This window comes from Allobosea sp. AAP35, assembly GCF_001295925.1.
GTDB lineage: Bacteria > Pseudomonadota > Alphaproteobacteria > Rhizobiales > Beijerinckiaceae > Allobosea.
In genome coordinates this window covers 25,874-42,584 of sequence record NZ_LJHQ01000073.1, presented here as the reverse complement: position 1 = coordinate 42,584, position 16,711 = coordinate 25,874, and the positions used below count along the sequence as shown (strand labels likewise).

The window sequence follows — 16,711 nt, the reverse complement described above, 5'->3', positions numbered from 1 at the left end:
GCCAAGACATCACGCAGCCGCCGCTCCGTCGGCCAGCAGGAGCGTTGCCCATGTTCTCCGTCGAAGTTCGCGATCGCATCATGATCGGCCACTCCTTGCCCGATCCGTTTTTCGGCCCCGCGCAGAACATGCATGGCGCGACCTTCGTCGTCGACGTCGCCTTCTTCCGGCCGACGTTGACGAAGCAGAATGTCGTCGTCGATATCGGCGCGGCGCTGGATGTCCTCAACAAGACGCTGAAGCCCCTGAACTACCAGAATCTCGATGTCCTGCCGCAATTTGCCGGCGTGCTGACGACCACCGAGTTCCTCTGCAAATACATCTTCGATGCCATGGCGGACGCAGCCAGGTCGGGCGCGCTCGGCGAGGACGGGGCCGGCCTCGCCCGCATCCGCGTGACGCTGCACGAGACCGATCTGGCCCGGGCGAGCTTTGAGGGCGCGCTCGCGTGAGCACGATCGCCTTCGCCATCCCCGGCGACATCGACCTGCCGACCGGTGGCTACGGCTATGATCGCAGGCTGCTGGCGGAATGGCGCGATATGGGCATCGACGCCCGGCATGTGGCACTGCCGGGCTCTTTCCCGTTTCCGACGCAGGACCATCTCGCTCAGACAGGGCGCGTGATCTTGTCGCAACCCTATGACGACGTCCTGTTGATCGACGGGCTGGCCTATGGGGCGTTTCCCGAAGCCATCGCCGCCGGCTTGGCGGGCCGCGTCGTCGCGCTGGTCCATCATCCGCTGGCGCTAGAGACCGGACTCGATGTGGAGACGGCCACGGGGCTGCTCACCCGCGAAGCCGCGGCGTTGCGCTACGCCCGCGCCGTGGTGGCGACGAGCCCGGCAACGAAGCGGCTGCTGGTCGCGGAGTTTGGTGTCCCGGAAGCCCGCATCACGGTCGCGGTCCCCGGTGTAGATCCAGCCCCGCGAGCCAGCGGTGGGCCAGAAGATCGGCCTCTGCAAATTCTCGCCGTCGGGTCGATCGTTCCGCGGAAGGGCTATCACCTGCTCGTCGAGGCGCTTGCGGCGCTGCACGGCAGGGATTGGCACCTCACCATCATCGGCGCGGCTGACCGCTCGCCGGACACGGTGCGCGACCTGACCGCACAGATCGCCTCCGCCGGTCTCACCGACCGCATCAGCCTTGCAGGAGCCGTCGACCATGCGGCGCTGGCATCGGCCTATGGCGCGGCCGATCTCTTCGTCTTGCCCTCGCTGTTCGAAGGCTACGGCATGGTGCTGACCGAGGCCCTGGCACGCGGCCTGCCGATCGTCTGCACCACCGGCGGCGCTGCCGCCGAGACAGCACCCGACGCGGCCGCGCTGAAAGTCCCTCCCGGCGACGGGACCGCACTTGCCAAGGCCATAGCAAGCCTGATTGATGCGCCGGCACAGCGCCGGGCGATGGCCGATGCGGCCTGGCTGGCCGCTGGCACGCTGCCACGCTGGCGCGAGACGGCGGCGATCGTCGCCGAAGTATGTTTGCCCGAGACCGGGCGAAAGGTAGTCTGATGGCCGGTTTCTCCCCCGAATGGCTGGCTCTGCGCGAGCCCGCCGATCATGCGGCCCGCAACCCCCAGGTCCTCGGTGCTGTCGGCGCTCATTTCGCCGGCAGGAACTCGATGTCCGTGGTCGACCTCGGCTGCGGCGCCGGCTCGAACCTGCGCGGCACCTATGCCGCCCTGCCCTTGCACCAGCACTGGACGCTGGTCGATCTCGACGAACGCCTGCTCGCAGCCACCCGGCAGACACTGACCGGCTGGGCCGACGAGGCGCGCGAGCAGGGTGAGGAACTCGTCCTTACCAAGGGCGACCATCTGATCACGGTCGATACCCGCCAGGCAGATCTCAACAAGGATCTCGAATGGGTCCTCGGCTGGCAACCCGATCTGGTGACGGCCGCCGCTTTGTTCGATCTGACCTCGAAGCGCTGGCTCGAACGCTTCGTTGCGGCGCTGACAGGTCAAAGGCTGCCGCTTTACACCGTGCTGACCTATGATGGCCGCGAGGTCTGGCAGCCGCCTCACGCGGCCGATGCGCGGGTTCTGGCCGCGTTCAAGCATCACCAGCACGGCGACAAGGGCTTCGGCCCGGCAGCCGGCCCGGAGGCGACGGATGTCATGGCCGAGGCGTTCCGCAAATCGGGCTTCGCCGTCTCGATTGGTGACAGCGCCTGGCGCATCGACGAGCGGCGCGGCGAACTGGCCCGGATGCTCGCCACCGGCATCGCCGACGCCGTTCTCGAAACCGGCCAGGTCGACGCCGCCACCATCGCGGACTGGCTTGCGACCAAGAGCCACGCGGCGTCCGCCCTCGTCGGCCACCACGATCTCTGGGCGCGGCCGGTTTAGCGCTGCTTGAGCCCCGGCAGCATCCGGCGCAGCACCCCATCCTTGCGGATCAGATGGTGAAACAGCGCGGCGCCGATATGGGCGCAGGCGAGCAGCGCCATCACGATGGCCAGCGTGCCATGGATTTCGAGGATCGTTCCGGCGCGATCCTGGTTCGGCGAGGTGATCGCCGGCAGTTCGAACAGACCGAAAATCTTCAGTGACGGGTAAAGCGAAATGCCGATCCAGCCCAGCAGTGGCACGACCAGCAGCAGCCCATAGAGCAGCCAATGCAGCAGATGGGATGCGGCCTTATGCCACCAGAGCAGCGTCGGCTCATCGGGGGGGGCGCCGTTGATCAGCCGATAGGCAAGCCGTCCGACGACCAGCCAGAGCACGAGGAACCCGAGCAGCTTGTGGGCGCTGTACATCGCATCGGTCAGCCCATCCCAGATATTCAGCGTATTGCCGCGATACGTCATGGCCAGCCCGGCGGGTACCATGAGCAGAACCGCACCGGCGGTGATCCAGTGCAGATGGCGCGCGACGGCGGTGTAAATGGTTGCTGGGCCTGGATTGTCATGCGCTTGCGTCATGCGTAGCTCCCTCACGAGACCGAGCGACCCGCTGTCTCGTTCGACATTCATCCCGCGTTCAAATTCATTCTCTTATATGCGACCGGCCTAAACGGCATGTCACGTCCTCGCGTGATGGCCAAGCAGTGTGTGCGAAATCGATGCGCCATGGAACTGCCCTTCACTCAGGCACGTTTGATGTAAATCTGTGCAGCGCTGATCTAGGTTGGCGTGATGCCCGTAACTGCCTGACCCACCGCCGGGCCGACGCTTTTAAGCCACGCCCCATTTGACGGACAATCCGATGCTTCAGTCGCGTACGCTGTTCGGACGCCCACTCGAGACGAGCCTCGTGGCGGTCGATCGCGCCATTTCGGAATTTCGCTCCGGCCGCCCCGTGCTTTTGCGCGCGGGCGAGCGCCTGGCGCTGGCCCTGTCGGCTGAACTCGCCGATGGCGAACTGGTCGGCGCGCTCGACGCGCTGGGCGGCGGCAAGGCGCATCTGGTGCTCAGCGCGGCGCGGCTGCGTCGCCTCGGCGCCAAGGCCAGGGCCGAAACCGGCATCCTGGCAATGCCGTCGCTTGATCTGGCGCGCATCGAGATGCTGGCCCTCAAGATCGACGGCAAGGTCGATGCGCCGGTCGCCCCGGCGTCAGACATCGACGGTGCCGCGCTCGAACTCGCCCGGCTGTCGCTGGTGATGCCGGCTGCGATCATTGTCCCGGTTTCACCCGCGCAGATCGCGAGCGAGCCGCTGGTCGAAATCGACATCGATGCGGTGAATGGCTACCGCGCAGCTCAGGCCGCGACCCTGACCATCGTCGGTCGCGCGCCGGTGCCGCTCGAAGGTGCTTCGGAGACGGAATTCGTTGTCTTCCGCGGCGGCGAAGGCCTGCGCGATCAGGTCGCGATCATCGTCGGCAATCCCGATCTGACAGGCGCCGTGCCGGTGCGCCTGCATTCGGCCTGCCTGACAGGAGATCTGTTTGGTTCGCTGAAATGTGATTGCGGAGACCAGCTGCGCGAAACCGTGCAGTGGATGGCCGAGAATGAGGGCGGAATCCTGCTCTATCTCGACCAGGAGGGTCGCGGCAACGGCATCTCCAACAAGATGCGCGCCTACAAGCTGCAGAGCCAGGGCTGGGACACCTATGACGCCGACGAGGTGCTCGGCTTCGATCTCGACCAGCGCCAGTTCGACTTCGCCGCGACGATGCTGAAGCAGCTCGGCGTCAGCCGTGTCACCGCGCTGACCAACAACCCGCTGAAGGTCGGCGCGATCAAGGCCGCAGGTGTCGAGGTCGTGGGAACGCAGCGCGTGCTGGGGCGGCCGAATATCCACAACGTCCGGTATCTCGCCTCCAAGCGGGACCGGGCCGGCCATTCCATCGACATGGACGCGCTGATGGCGCGGGCCGCGCCGAAGGATTGAGCCAAGGCGGGGCAGCCCGCCATGGATCGCGAGGGCTTGATCGCCATGCCGACTTCGGGCACCGCAGCCTGATGTCGCAGCCGCCCGCCTCCCAACCCGCTTTGCCTGTCGCGCGCTGGCCCCTCGCCAGCGTGGTCGTCATCGTAGTCCTTTGCTGGATCGCGCTGTCCTGGCCCTGGCTCTCGGGCGTCGTTACGATCCCCTGGGACGCCAAGGCGCATTTTCAGCCGCAGCTCCAGTTCCTCGCGGAAGCCTGGCACAGCGGCCGTTCGCCCTTCTGGACGCCTTATGTTTTCGCGGGCTCGCCGCAGATCGCCGATCCGCAATCGCTGATCTTCTCACCGCCCTTCGCGCTGATCGCGGCGCTCGAACCCGTTCCGGGTTTCAGGCTCGGCGACGGCGCGGTTCTCGGAACCCTGCTGGCCGGCGCGCTCGCTTTCGTCGTGATCTTCCGCGACCGCGACTGGCACCCGGCCGGCGCGGTCGTCGCCGCACTCGCCTTCGCCTTCGGGGCAGCGGCCGCCTGGCGCATCCAGCATATCGGCCAGGTGCTGAGCCTCGGCTATTTCGCGATCGCGCTCGCCCTCATCTCGCGAGCGCTGGATCGTAGCTCAATAGCCTATGGCTTCGCTGCGGGTGTCGTCGCCGGATTCATGGTGCTGGGGCGCGATCAGGTCGCGCTGCTCGGGGTCTATGTCCTGGCCGGGCTGGTGATCGCCGCCATCGCCATGGCCCGCAACCCTTGGCAGGCCTTGCGTACGGCCTTCCTGCCGCTGCTGGCGGGCGGGCTCGGCGCGGTGCTGGTGGCGACTGTGCCGATCCTGCTCACCGCGATCCTCGCTGAAGGCTCCAACCGCCCGGCGATCGACCTGATCGGCGCCGGCAAGGGCTCGCTGCACCCCGCCGCCCTGCTCACCGGGCTCTTCGCCAATCTCTTTGGCGCCGCCGGCCCGCTGGAGAATTTCTGGGGCGCCCCGAGCCCCGCCTTCGAGGCGCGCTTCGGCCCGCAGGATCTCTACCTCGCCCGCAATATGAGCCAGCTCTATCTTGGCTTGATCCCGATGGGGCTGATCCTGACGATCGGCGTCGTCAGAGGCGCGCTGCTGCGGCGCGAAATCGTCGCGCTGAGCGTCGCCGCGCTGCTCGTGCTGATCTTCGCGCTCGGGCGTTTCACCCCGGGCTTTCGGTTGCTGTTCGAACTGCCGGGTGTGTCCTTCTACCGCCGCCCCGCTGACGCGCTCTTCATCCTCGGCGCGCTGCTGGCCCTGCTTGGCGGCTATCTCACCCATTTGGTCATGACCGACACGGCCCCCCGCGCCCGGCCCTCGCAGCGCGCGCTGGAAGTCGCGATCTTCGTCGGCGCCCTCGGGCTGGCGCTCTGGCTGGCCTGGACGGTCGGGCGACTGTCGGTGGCGGCCGTGCCGCTGGTCACCGCGCTTCTCTGCGGCGTGCTGGCCGTCGGCGCGCTCGTCGCCGCACGCGGCTTTGCGCAGCGTGGAGCGGGTGTGGCGGCGGCGATCGTGCTGGCGGCGACGCTGACCATCGACCTCTCGGTCAACAACGGCCCCAGTGAATCGACCGCCCTGCCCTCGCAGGACTATGACGTGCTGCGCGCGGACAGCACCAACGAGACGATCGCACTGCTGAAGCGCGAGACCGCCCGCACCGCGGGACCCGACCGGCGCGACCGCATCGAACTCGCCGGCATCGGCTTCCATTGGCCCAATGCCAGCCTGGTTCACCAGCTCGACAACACGCTCGGCTACAACCCGCTGCGGCTAGGCCTCTACAGCAAGGCGACCGGCGCCGGCGACCATGTCGCCCTACCCGACCAGCGCAGCTTCTCACCTCTGATGCCGGGTTACCGCTCGCTGCTCGCCGACATGCTCGGCCTGCGCTTCATCGCCACGGGCGTCCCCGTCGAGCAGATCGACAAGATCCTGAAGCCCGGCGATCTGACCCAAATCGCTCGCACGCCCGATGCCTATGTCTACGAAAATCCGCGCGCGCTTCCCCGCGTGCTGCTGGTGACGAAAGCCGAGACCGCCGATTTCGACGCGATCCTCGCCACCGGCCAGTGGCCCGCAGGCTTCGACCCGCGCCGGAGCGTGCTGCTGGACCGGGCCCTGCCACCCCTACCGCCGGGCGCGCGCCCCCCCGGCCAGAGCCCGGCCGGCAGCGTCCGCATCACCGATTACGGCACCACCGAAGTGACACTTCGGGTCGAGGCTCCGCAGGGTGGTTATGTCGTACTCAACGATGTCTGGCACCCCTGGTGGCAAGTCGAGATCGACGGCGCCCCCGCCGAAATCCTGCGCGCCAACGTCCTGTTCCGGGCCGTCGCCGTCCCCCCGGGCCGCTCGACGGTGCGCTTCGTATTCCGGCCATTCCGGGGGCTGTTTCAGGATGTCGGGAAGCGTTTGCGAGCTGAGCGGAGCTGACGGTGCAGGCTTTCGACGCTAAGCCGCGTCTTTCACCCGGATTTCAATCTCCAGATGCGCCGATGCGGCGATATTCACGAGCGCGTCGAGCGAGAATTTGGCGAGCTTCCCGCGCAGCAGGTCACTGGTTCGCGGCCGAGTCAGGCCGAGTCGCTTGGCAGCCTCTTCCTGAGGCAGCTCCCAACGCTGGACCGCCTGGCGGATGGCGTAGAGCAGTGCCGAACGGGCCTTCAGATTGGCCGCCTCCTGCTGGGTATCGGCCAGGGCGTCCCAGACGCTCTCAGAGATGTCCGCGTTCATCGCTCTGCCTTCCATCGTTTTAGCCGCAGGGCTGCCAGATCGAGGTCTTTCTTGGCTGTGGCCTGCGTCTTCTTTTGGAATGCGTGAAGCACCAGAACGCGGTCCTCGAACGTCGCCAGATAGATGACGCGGAAGGCGCCCGATGCCTCCCGAATCCGGATTTCCCTGACACCTGGCGCCACGCTCTGTATGGGCTTCCAGTCGTCAGGATCGTCGCCGCGCTGAACGAGTTCGAGCTGCCAACCGGCGTCGATCCGCGCATCCTCAGGAAACGCGCAGACATCCGCTCTGCTGCTTCCGAGCCACTCGATCGGCTTCATGATGCGAAATGTATCGATATCGATACATTTTGTCGAGATCGAAGTTGCTCGGTTACGGCATCGCCAGTAGTGGCCGCCGCCCCTACCCCAGCGCCGCCATCGCCGCGACCGGCTTCACCGGGTGCCCCGCCAGAACAGCCTCCACCCCAGCCGGATCGACCACCCCATCGCGCATCGTCTCGTCACGGTGGATGCCGCCGGCGATGAACAGGCTGTCGAAGCCCATCAGCCGGGCGCCGGCGAGGTCTGTGCGGACCGCGTCGCCGATCACCAGCACCTTGGCGGGATCGACCGGATGGCCGCCGCGCGCGCTGCGCGCTGCCTCCAGTGCGAGTTCATAGGCAGGGCGATAGGGCTTGCCGGCATAGGCGACGCTGCCGCCGAGTTCCTCATAGATCAGGGCGAGCGAACCGGCGCAGGGCAGAAGATCATGCCCGACATGGACGACGAGATCGGGATTGCCGCAGATGAAGGGCAGGCCTCGCGCCGCGAAGCGCTCCAGCAGCGGCCGGTACTGCTCCGGCTTTTCGGTGCGGTAGTCGTTCAACTCGGTCGCGACGACGAGATCGGCCTCACCTTCAGAGACCAGTTCGACATCGGCGCCCGCAAAGACAGCCCGGTCGCTCTGCCAGCCGATATGGAAGATCCTGCGGTGATGGCTCTCGGCGATCAGCGCGCGGGTGACGTCGCCCGAGGTGATCATCCGGTCCCAGGCGCTGCGCGGCACACGCTTCTTGTCGAGAAGGTCAGCGACCTGTTCGGAAGGGCTCGGCGCATTCGAGAGCAGCACCACCGCGCCGCCATGCTCGCGGAAATGCGTCAGCGCCGCGCAGGCCGGCGGCAGCGCCCAGACGCCGTCATGCACCACGCCCCAGACATCGCTGATCAGCACGTCGTAACGGGCGAGCAGCGCGCCCGCCGTTTCCAGAACCTTGACGGCCATCAGTTTGCTTTCTTCGCTTCAAGCGCCATCCGCGCCTCGACATCGGCGCGGCGCGGCAGGGGCGCCACCGCACCGAACCCCTGTGTCGAGAGGGCTGCTGCGACGTTGGCGTAGGCGCCGGCGGCAAAAGCATCACCGGTGCGGATATATTCGGCGAGGAAAGCCCCGTCATAACAGTCGCCGGCGCCGGTGGCGTCGATGGCGTCCACCTTGATCGGCACCAGCCGCTCGCGGCGCTCCGGCGTCGCCACCAGCGAGCCCTCATGGCCGAGCGTCAGCGCGACGATTTTCGCGCCCAGCCGCAGATAGAAATCGGCGATGGCGTCGGCATCGCTCAAGCCGGTAAGCTGGGTCGCATCGTCATAGCCCGGCAGCACGATGTCGGCCATGCCGCAGGCGGCGTTGATGATCGCCTTCGCCCGCGTCAGCGGCCAGAGCTTGAGGCGCAGATTGGTGTCGTAGGCGGTGGTCACGCCCGCCTCGCGCGCGATCGCAAAGGCCTCGAAGACCGCATCGCAGGCAGACGCGGAAATCGCCTGGCTGATGCCCGACGCCTGCACGATGCGCGCGGAGGCGATGAGGTCGCGGGGCATGTCGCGCGGGCCCATCAGGCTCGCGGCCGAGCCGGCGCGAAGATAGGAGAAGACATGGCCCGACGGGCCGTGATCGACGAAATAAAGCCCGGTCGGCGCGCTTTGATGGGTCGTGACATGGCTGTCGTCGACACCTTCGCAGCGCCAGAGATCGCGGATTGAGCGGCCCGCCATGTCGTCGCCGAGCGCACCGAGATAGGCCGTCTTCGCGCCCTGGCGCGAAGCTGCGATGGCGCAGTTCGAGGTGTCGCCGCCATGGCCGAACTGGAAGGCGCCGGTCTCGGCGCGAGTGGCGTTGAATTCGCAGAGCGGCTCGCCGATGCAGAGAAGGTCGAAGCGGGTGTCAGTCACGGGGGAAGACCATCTCGGGCTGGGCACAGGGCGGAACGTCTGTTCCGCGCGCTTTCCTAATGCATGATCGCGCCCGAATGAAAGCCGCTTTCGACGACAGCCGCGCTATTCAGCCGCTTCCTGCTGGGGCGGCAGGTTCATCAATCGCTCGGCAACCGCCATGATCTCCCGGCGCAAGGCGGCATTCGCTTGCGGGTCCGGCGTCGCTGCGGATGCCTCTGCGTTACGAGCACCAGCCTTTTGGCTCATCGCCAGTTCGCGCTTGAGCTTGGCCCGCTCGGCGCGCGACTGCTCCAGTGCGCCTTTCAGCGTCTGGACTTCGGCATGCACGGCTTCGAGCTGCGCGTCGCGCGCCCGCAGATCCTCGCGCAGCCCGGCCGTCTCCTGCTCGAAACGGCCCTTCTGCGTGTCGAGCGTCGCTTGCAGCCGGGCCAGTTCTTCCGCCATCGCCTGCCTCGTCTCGATCTCGGCGCCACGCGCCTGCTCTTCCTGCGCCAGCCGCGCCTGGATCCGCAAGGCCTCCGACCCTGCCGCCCCGGCGCGCGCATCGGCGGCGGCGAGCCCAGCTTCCGCCTGCTCGGCCCGCGCCGCCAGAGCATCGCCCCGCAGCCGTTCGCTGTCACGGTCCACGACCATCGCCGCCAGCGCCGCCTGACTTTCGGCAAAGCCCTGCTCGCTCGCGGCCAGTCGATCGGCGAGATCGCGGGCCTTGCCTTCGAGCACCATGATCTTTGTGCGGTCCTCGACCTGCGCCACGCGCAGCTGATCGTGATCCTGGCGCAGCCGCAGGAGTTCGCCCTCGCGCTCGGCGAGCAACGCCTGACTGCGGCCGAGTGTCTCGCGCTCGCCGGCCAGTTCCGTTTCGCGAGCCACAAGATCGGCGCCTGTGCCGGTCAGGGACGCCCGCGTCTCCGCGAGATCGCGTTCGACGCTGGCGAGATCGGCGATACGCTTGTCGAGGGTCGCGGTGGTCTCGACGAGTGTCGCGGTTTCGCTAGCGAGCGCGGCCAGTGTCTGCGCCAGCTCGCCACGGGTCGTTTCGAGATCCCCTCGCAGGCCGGCTATGCTGACGTCGCGCTCTCGGAGGACACCTTCGAGCTGGCCGATCTTCATGTCGCGCCGGCCGAGATCCTGCATCGCGCCGGCCTTGGCGGCAAAGCCCCTTTCGGCCTCCTGCTCGAGCGTGCGGGCGCGCAGGGCCAACTCGGCGCGCAGATGGTCGCGATCGGCTGCGATCTCGGCAAGCGACAGCGGAAAAGCCGCCTCCGCGCGCTTGCGCGCCAGCCGGTCGGCCCGCCGCGCGAGCGCCGGAACAGCCGCCAACGCCAGCAAGCTGGCGCTGAGGAAGCCGAGCGCGACGAGCATGACAGCTTCGATCAAGGCAAGCGGCTCCACATCAAAGGACACAGCAGGCTAATGCAAGCCGCCGCAAACCGGAAATCTGTTTCGCGAAGACGGTGTCCTGTCGCTTGCCTTGCGGCACGGCGACGGTGTTTCCGCTCCGTGCTTGCCAAAAGTCCAGAGGCTTAGAAAGGGTTCCACGTCGCCTGCGGGGTAAACTTGAGATAGCCAAGATTGACGCCCAGCCGCCAGCCCACGCCGGTCCGGATCGGGACGATGGTGACGCCTTCCCCCGCCAGCGCCGTGAAGCCGAAGCCGCCGATGAAATAGGCCGAGCCATCGACCCCGGCAAAGCGCTGATACAGCGACTCGACGGTCGGCAGGCCGTACACCAGCATCATCGTGCGCGAGCCTTCGCCGCCGAAATCGAACCCGACCGAAGGACCCTGCCAGAACACTTTCCGGTCTCCGGCATTGCGCGTGAACAGCGTGCCCTCGCCATAGCGCAGCCCGCCAACGAAGGCGCCGGCCGCCTCCTGCCCGAGCACATAGCCATTCGGCTCGCCCCAGCGACGCACCGCCTCCTCGACAGTCAGCGCCAATCCGCGCGAGACATTGCCGAAGAACTGATGTCCCGAGTTGACGAGTTCGTTCTGCGAGAACGAGCGGCTTTCGCTGTAGGTTTGCTGGGCGAGCGCGGGACTGGCCAGCGAGGCCAGGCCGGCACCGGCCAGCGCGAGGCTGCCCTTGATCAGGCTGCGGCGAGTATGGGTCATGAGATGCGATCTCCGGGTAGGGGCTTCGTCACGCTGTCGCTCGCCCCGGGCGCCCCGACCTCGAGAAAACGGCGGGCAGCAAGGGAGGGCGCCGACCGGCCGTCAAGACGAGGTGGGCGCCGGTTCATCGGTCAATTCCCAACGTCAGGCGTGATTCAGGGCAATGCGAACCATTTCCGTAAACAGTTTGATACCCTCGAAAGCGTATCCAACCTGTGAAGATCGCGGCTTGGGCAAAGCAGGCCCCGGTCGAAGCTCGTGAAAATCAGGATTTGCCCGCGATGAAGGTTGGATCAAGGCAGCATCGGAATTCCATGGCCGCTCGGGCGCTGAGCGTTGCCTGCCGCGTGAGCGTGCTGGCCGCCTTGGCATGGCCGATGGTGCAGGCGCCGGCTCTCGCTGGCACCGCCGGTCTGCCGGCCGGACTGCCGGAATTGCCTTCCGTGAACATGTTCAGCCAGCGCGACACGCGCTCGGGGCTGGCTTTGCACGGTTATGATCCGGTGGCATACCGGCTTCAACGGCGCGCCGTTGCCGGCGATCCTGCTTATGAGATCGTCCATGAGGGCGCGGTCTGGCGCTTCACCTCGGCCGCCAACCTGGAAGCGTTTCGCGATGCGCCCGAGATCTACGCGCCTGCTTTTGAGGGTTTCGATGCCTCCGGGGTTGCGCTGGGCCGTGCAGTCGAGACCGACCCGCGCCAGTTCGCTATCATCGGCACGCGCCTGTTCCTGTTCCGCACGCCCGAGAATCGGCTGAACTTCGTCGAGAATTCGGCCTTGCTGCAGATGGCCGACGGCAACTGGAACAAGGTCGCGCGAAGCATCGCCCGCTGAGCCGCGGCAGGACTGCCATCAGCCGCGCAGCATTCCGGCCGCCGCCACGGCTCGCCTGCACAAATCCTCGCTCGCAGCTGCGATGAAAGGGGGATTGCAAAAATGCCGGTCGATCCGGCCATAACGTGGCACGACGCCTTCGAGCGTCAGAATGATGCCGCCAGCCGCGCAGAGAATGGCGTCGCCGGCGGCAGTGTCCCACTCCATCGTCTGTCCACCCCGCACATGCAGATCGGCTTCGCCGGCTGCAATCAGGCCAAATTTGACGGCAGAGGACATCGGCAGCGTCGCGGTCGATCCCATCGCGGTTGCGACATGATCGCTCAAGGCATCGCCATGGAAGCGACTGACGAGTGTCGTCGCCCCCGCTGCCGGCATGGCGCGCACGCTGATCGCACGAGCTTCCCCCGACGTTGCCCCATCGGACCCCATCGCCTGCGCGAACGCCGTTTCGCCTGCAAACCATGACCGTCCGCTGGCCGGCGCGGCAATCGCTCCCGCCACAGGCCGGTCACCACAGATCACGGCGATGGCAACGCAGTAGCTGTCGCCGCCCGCCAGGAATTCGCGTGTGCCGTCCAGCGGATCGAGCAGGATGAAAACCGGCCCCGGCGCGACCTCCGCCGCGCTTTCCTCGCTGATGACCGGAATGCCTGGCAGCAGGCGCGCCAGCGCTTGTTTCGCGGTCCGGTCGGCAGCCATATCGGCTGAACAGACCGGTGAGCCGTCAGGCTTGATCTTGACATCGCGCGCAGAGCGCATCGCCAGCAGCACAGCGCCACTCAGCCTCGCCGCTTCGACCAGCCTGAGGGCCAGATCGTTTCGATCCGCCAGACGCGGATCGTCCAAACCAACCGGCGTCTCGGCTCTATGCGGGTCCATGGTCAACTCTCGCGCGCCCTTTGCTGCCCGCTGCCGTGAAAGGGCTTAACCACATGACAACCAGGATGGCACCATATCTCATGAAATCGGCGTCCCGTCCGCCCCCGGCGCCGCGCAGCAATGACCCCAGGACATATCCCCATGACCGCCATTTCACTCGAGCCGCTCGACCTGGCCGCGCTTCTTTGCAGCCGCGTCTGCCATGACGTGATCTCCCCGGTCGGCGCCATTGTCAACGCGCTGGAGGTTTTGGAGGAGGACGATCCCTCGATGCGCGATTTCGCGCTCGAACTGATCAAGAAGAGTGCCCGCAACGCCTCTGCGCGCCTGCAATTTGCCAGGCTTGCCTTCGGCGCATCCGGCTCGGCCGGCGCGATGATCGATCTCGGCGACGCCGGCAATGTCGCCAATGGCTTCCTCAACGACGAGAAACTCTCGCTTGACTGGGAGGCCCCGCGCGCGCTGCTGCCAAAAAACCAGGTCAAGCTGCTGCTGAACCTGCTGGTGCTGGCCGCGCAGGCGGTTCCGCGCGGCGGCAAGCTCGTGTCGCGCGCCACGATCGAAGGCGAACAGGGTTCTTTCGTGATCACTGCCACGGGTTCGCATGCGCGCATCCCGGCCCATGTCGAGGAATTGCTGGCTGGGCGTTCCGAGACGGGAACGATCGATGCCCACGCCGTGCAGCCGCTTTACACCGGGATGATCGCGCGCGCGGCGGGAATGGCCATCACCTTCGCGATCGAGGCCGACACCGTGACCATCACTGCCGGCAAGGCAGCGTAAAACAGTAAAGCCGTCAAAAACGTGGCAGCTTTCTTCGTAATCTCAACTCATCATAAACCCTTCTGATGCTTCAATGCAGGGAGTGTGGTGTCGCGTTGAGTGTTGGTCCCCTGCATGGACGACTTGCTGCAAGAGTTCCTGACCGAGACGGGCGAAAATCTCGACACCGTCGATCGGGAACTCGTGCGCTTCGAGCAGGAACCCAATAACCGCGATATCCTGGGCAATATTTTCAGACTGGTCCATACCGTCAAAGGCACCTGCGGATTTATCGGCCTGCCCCGCCTGGAGGCCCTGACCCATGCCGCGGAATCATTGATCGGGCAGTTTCGTGATGGTGCGACGGTCAGCGCGATTGCCGTGACCGCCGTGCTCGAGACGATCGATCGCGTGAAGGACATCCTCACCGAACTCTCCGAAAAGGGTGAAGAACCCCTCGGCAATGACGAAAACCTGATCCGGGAGCTCGCCAGCCTCGCCGAACACGCGAAGTCGGAGCTCGGGCAGAAGCAGCCGCGGCTTGTCGACGGCGCCGATCCCGTCGCGGCCTATCTTGCCCGTCATACAGCGCAAAGCGTCCAGGCGCCGATCGAGGATGGGCTCGACCTGGTGTTCCGCAGCGCCCCGGGGCCCCAGCGCGGCAAGGACGGGCGCATCCAGCCCCTTGAGGAAGCGCAGGCCGGCGACGAAGCTCCTTCACGCGAAAGCCGCGCCGCGGGCCCGGCGACGCTGCGTGTCAATGTCGATACCATCGAGCATCTGATGACGATGGTGTCCGAACTGGTGCTGACGCGAAACCAGCTGCTCGAAATCTCGCGCCAGCAGGACGACACCGGCCTGAAAGCACCGCTTCAGCGTCTCTCGCTGATCACGGCCGAGTTGCAGGACGGCATCATGAAGACGCGGATGCAGCCGATCGGCAACGCCTGGTCGAAGCTGCCCCGCATCGTGCGCGATCTCGGCGCCGAGCTTGGCAAGCGCATCGAACTGGTCACTGAAGGCGCCGACACCGAACTCGACCGGCAGATCCTCGATCTCGTCAAGGATCCGCTGATACACATGGTGCGCAATTGCGCCGACCATGGCATCGAACTGCCGGCGGAGCGCCGGGCCGCCGGCAAGACCGATCACGGCACGATCCGGCTCGCCGCCTACCATGAGGGCGGCTCCGTGACGATCGCCGTGGCCGATGACGGGCGCGGCCTCGACCTCGAACGAATCCGTCGCAAGGCCCTGCAGAGGGGCCTCGCCACCGAAGCCGAGATCGAGCGCATGACCGATGCGCAGGTCAATCGCTTCATCTTTCATCCGGGGTTCTCGACGGCCGACAACATCACCGCGATCTCCGGGCGCGGCGTCGGCATGGATGTGGTCAAGGTCAATGTCGATGCCATCGGCGGCCTCATCGACGTCGTCAGCAAGCCCGGCTTCGGCACCACCATCACCATCAAGATCCCGCTGACCCTGGCGATCGTCGCAGCCTTGATCGTCGTCGCGGGTGAACAACGCTACGCCATCCCCCAGATCGTCGTGCGCGAACTCGTCCGGGTGAAATCGGGAGCCGATCATCGTATCGAGGACATCAACGGCGCCCCGATCCTGCGGCTACGCGGCCGCCTTCTGCCGGTGATTGCGCTTTCCGGCTTGATGGGGACGGCAGAGCCTTCCTTCGACGACGGCTTCATCGTCGTGGCCCAGATCGGAGAACGGCTTTTCGGCATCCTCGTGGACAGCGTCTTTCACACCGAGGAAATCGTCGTCAAGCCGATGTCGAGCAAGCTTCGGCACATCCCGATCTTCTCCGGCAACACCATCCTCGGTGACGGCGCCGTCGTGCTCATCATCGATCCGAACGGCGTCGCCAGCCTGGTCGGCGCGGCCGGCACGGGCAACGCGTTCGATGGCGATGACAAGGCTGCCATCGTTGCGGCAGCTGCCGAGAAGACGACCATGCTTGTCTTCAAGACAGGCCAGGACGGGATTCGCGCGGTTCCGCTGTCGCTGGTGACCCGCCTCGAGGAAGTGGACGCCACAAAGTTCGAGCATGGCAGCGGCCGCACATTATTGCACTACCGCGACCGGCTTATTCCGGTCGTCTTGGTCGGCGAAACGCAGTTGCGCGCCGAAGGACTGCAGCCGCTGGTGATCGTCTCCGACGGCGCGATGACCATCGCGCTTGCCGTCGACGCGATCATCGACATCGTCGATGAGATTCTCGACATCCAGATGGCCAATGACGAGAACCGCGGCATCGTCGGCTCGGCCATGATCCGCGGCCGCGCGACCGATATCATCGACCTCGCCCATTACCTGCCGTTGCAGGAACGCGGCTGGCACCGAGCCGGATCGGCGCCAACCGAAACCTCCGCCACCGCGCGAATTCTGCTGGTCGAACCGTCCGCCTTCCTGCGCGATATGCTGACCCCAGTGCTCAAGGCATCCGGCCACAACGTCGCCGTCGCTTCCGGTTTCGAGGCAGCGCGCCAGCACCTATCCGACGCGGCGATCACGACCGTCCTTGTCGATCTCGACGGCGATATCCAAGGTGCCTTCGATTTTGTCACCGCCTTGCGGTCCGCCCCAGCCGGCGACCATCTGCGCGTGATCGGCATGACGACGCTGGTGACGCCAGACCTTCACATGCGCGCCGAGCGGGCTCGGCTCGACGGGGTCGTGGCGAAATTCGATCGGCGCGCCCTGCTTGGCGAACTGGCCGAGCGCCGCGCCGGCATCCGGGAGGCGGCATGAACTATCATCACAAAGACGCGCTGCATCAGACCGATCGACGCCTGACGGTCGAGGCCCCC

At 66.3% G+C, this 16,711-nt stretch carries 16 protein-coding genes; 8 read left to right on the top strand and 8 right to left on the bottom strand.

The annotated features are described in order from the left end of the window. The first annotated feature begins 50 nt into the window (after window positions 1–50). The 3 genes from IP69_RS20440 to IP69_RS20430 are packed head-to-tail and all read left to right on the top strand — an operon-like array spanning window position 51 to window position 2,352. Window positions 51–452 (top strand): 6-carboxytetrahydropterin synthase, encoded by a 402-nt coding sequence (locus IP69_RS20440; protein ID WP_054144665.1) that lies wholly within the window; start codon window positions 51–53, stop codon window positions 450–452. Next, window positions 449–1,513, top strand: a complete 1,065-nt coding sequence (locus IP69_RS20435; protein ID WP_054144664.1) for a glycosyltransferase family 4 protein — start codon at window positions 449–451, stop codon at window positions 1,511–1,513. The genes IP69_RS20440 and IP69_RS20435 overlap by 4 nt, the downstream gene beginning before the upstream one ends. Continuing rightward, window positions 1,513–2,352, top strand: coding sequence for a class I SAM-dependent methyltransferase (locus IP69_RS20430; RefSeq protein WP_054144663.1), 840 nt, complete (start codon window positions 1,513–1,515; stop codon window positions 2,350–2,352). The genes IP69_RS20435 and IP69_RS20430 overlap by 1 nt, the downstream gene beginning before the upstream one ends. Here the strand turns inward: IP69_RS20430 and IP69_RS20425 are convergent. After that, a complete protein-coding gene (locus IP69_RS20425; RefSeq protein WP_054144685.1) occupies window positions 2,349–2,927 on the bottom strand; it encodes a cytochrome b/b6 domain-containing protein in 579 nt (192 codons plus the stop codon). The genes IP69_RS20430 and IP69_RS20425 overlap by 4 nt on opposite strands. A gap of 283 nt (window positions 2,928–3,210) precedes the next feature. Here IP69_RS20425 and ribA point away from each other — a divergent pair, with 283 nt between their 5' ends. Both ribA and IP69_RS20415 read left to right on the top strand, forming a co-directional pair. Then, on the top strand, window positions 3,211–4,338 hold the full coding sequence (gene ribA, locus IP69_RS20420; protein WP_054144662.1) for a GTP cyclohydrolase II RibA: 1,128 nt from the start codon (window positions 3,211–3,213) through the stop codon (window positions 4,336–4,338). Window positions 4,339–4,409: 71 nt separating this feature from the next. Beyond that, window positions 4,410–6,779: a YfhO family protein gene (locus IP69_RS20415; protein WP_248306916.1), complete on the top strand. Its 2,370-nt coding sequence runs from the start codon at window positions 4,410–4,412 to the stop codon at window positions 6,777–6,779. An 18-nt stretch (window positions 6,780–6,797) separates the two neighbouring features. On the opposite strand, the gene IP69_RS20410 is transcribed toward IP69_RS20415, so the two are convergent. The 6 genes from IP69_RS20410 to IP69_RS20385 form a co-directional block, all read right to left on the bottom strand. Continuing rightward, window positions 6,798–7,079 carry an XRE family transcriptional regulator gene (locus IP69_RS20410; RefSeq protein ID WP_054144661.1) on the bottom strand — a complete coding sequence of 94 codons (282 nt, stop codon included), beginning with the start codon at window positions 7,077–7,079 and terminating at the stop codon, window positions 6,798–6,800. Further along, a complete protein-coding gene (locus tag IP69_RS20405; RefSeq protein WP_054144660.1) occupies window positions 7,076–7,399 on the bottom strand; it encodes a type II toxin-antitoxin system RelE/ParE family toxin in 324 nt (107 codons plus the stop codon). The genes IP69_RS20410 and IP69_RS20405 overlap by 4 nt, the downstream gene beginning before the upstream one ends. 82 nt (window positions 7,400–7,481) lie before the next feature. Further along, window positions 7,482–8,342 (bottom strand): TIGR01459 family HAD-type hydrolase, encoded by an 861-nt coding sequence (locus IP69_RS20400; RefSeq protein ID WP_054144659.1) that lies wholly within the window; start codon window positions 8,340–8,342, stop codon window positions 7,482–7,484. Beyond that, a complete protein-coding gene (locus tag IP69_RS20395) occupies window positions 8,342–9,286 on the bottom strand; it encodes a sugar kinase (protein ID WP_054144658.1) in 945 nt (314 codons plus the stop codon). Before IP69_RS20395 ends, IP69_RS20400 begins: the two co-directional genes overlap by 1 nt. A gap of 105 nt (window positions 9,287–9,391) precedes the next feature. Continuing rightward, window positions 9,392–10,666, bottom strand: coding sequence for a hypothetical protein (locus tag IP69_RS20390; protein WP_156323586.1), 1,275 nt, complete (start codon window positions 10,664–10,666; stop codon window positions 9,392–9,394). 146 nt (window positions 10,667–10,812) lie between these two features. After that, entirely contained in the window at window positions 10,813–11,403 is a 591-nt protein-coding gene (locus tag IP69_RS20385; protein ID WP_054144656.1) for a DUF1134 domain-containing protein, read from the bottom strand. A gap of 215 nt (window positions 11,404–11,618) precedes the next feature. On the opposite strand from IP69_RS20385, the gene IP69_RS20380 reads away from it, so the two are divergent. Next, entirely contained in the window at window positions 11,619–12,239 is a 621-nt protein-coding gene (locus IP69_RS20380) for a YHS domain-containing (seleno)protein (RefSeq protein ID WP_156323585.1), read from the top strand. Window positions 12,240–12,257: 18 nt separating this feature from the next. Here IP69_RS20380 and IP69_RS20375 read toward each other — a convergent pair whose 3' ends face one another. Beyond that, window positions 12,258–13,121 (bottom strand): 3'(2'),5'-bisphosphate nucleotidase CysQ, encoded by an 864-nt coding sequence (locus tag IP69_RS20375; RefSeq protein WP_082359503.1) that lies wholly within the window; start codon window positions 13,119–13,121, stop codon window positions 12,258–12,260. A gap of 141 nt (window positions 13,122–13,262) precedes the next feature. Here IP69_RS20375 and IP69_RS20370 point away from each other — a divergent pair, with 141 nt between their 5' ends. Beyond that, window positions 13,263–13,904: a histidine phosphotransferase ChpT gene (locus IP69_RS20370; RefSeq protein ID WP_054144653.1), complete on the top strand. Its 642-nt coding sequence runs from the start codon at window positions 13,263–13,265 to the stop codon at window positions 13,902–13,904. 114 nt (window positions 13,905–14,018) lie between these two features. Then, window positions 14,019–16,652: a chemotaxis protein CheW gene (locus IP69_RS20365; protein WP_054144652.1), complete on the top strand. Its 2,634-nt coding sequence runs from the start codon at window positions 14,019–14,021 to the stop codon at window positions 16,650–16,652. The last annotated feature ends 59 nt before the right edge of the window (window positions 16,653–16,711 follow it).

What these genes read in the sequence shown, in the direction of transcription:
- IP69_RS20440 (WP_054144665.1), top strand. Translation starts at nt 51, where the DNA reads ATGTTCTCCGTCGAAGTTCGCGATCGCATCATGATCGGCCACTCCTTG.
- IP69_RS20430 (WP_054144663.1), top strand. Translation starts at nt 1,513, where the DNA reads ATGGCCGGTTTCTCCCCCGAATGGCTGGCTCTGCGCGAGCCCGCCGAT.
- IP69_RS20425 (WP_054144685.1), bottom strand. Translation starts at nt 2,927, where the DNA reads ATGACGCAAGCGCATGACAATCCAGGCCCAGCAACCATTTACACCGCC.
- ribA (WP_054144662.1), top strand. Translation starts at nt 3,211, where the DNA reads ATGCTTCAGTCGCGTACGCTGTTCGGACGCCCACTCGAGACGAGCCTC.
- IP69_RS20415 (WP_248306916.1), top strand. Translation starts at nt 4,410, where the DNA reads ATGTCGCAGCCGCCCGCCTCCCAACCCGCTTTGCCTGTCGCGCGCTGG.
- IP69_RS20410 (WP_054144661.1), bottom strand. Translation starts at nt 7,079, where the DNA reads ATGAACGCGGACATCTCTGAGAGCGTCTGGGACGCCCTGGCCGATACC.
- IP69_RS20405 (WP_054144660.1), bottom strand. Translation starts at nt 7,399, where the DNA reads ATGAAGCCGATCGAGTGGCTCGGAAGCAGCAGAGCGGATGTCTGCGCG.
- IP69_RS20400 (WP_054144659.1), bottom strand. Translation starts at nt 8,342, where the DNA reads ATGGCCGTCAAGGTTCTGGAAACGGCGGGCGCGCTGCTCGCCCGTTAC.
- IP69_RS20385 (WP_054144656.1), bottom strand. Translation starts at nt 11,403, where the DNA reads ATGACCCATACTCGCCGCAGCCTGATCAAGGGCAGCCTCGCGCTGGCC.
- IP69_RS20375 (WP_082359503.1), bottom strand. Translation starts at nt 13,121, where the DNA reads ATGGACCCGCATAGAGCCGAGACGCCGGTTGGTTTGGACGATCCGCGT.
- IP69_RS20370 (WP_054144653.1), top strand. Translation starts at nt 13,263, where the DNA reads ATGACCGCCATTTCACTCGAGCCGCTCGACCTGGCCGCGCTTCTTTGC.
- IP69_RS20365 (WP_054144652.1), top strand. Translation starts at nt 14,019, where the DNA reads ATGGACGACTTGCTGCAAGAGTTCCTGACCGAGACGGGCGAAAATCTC.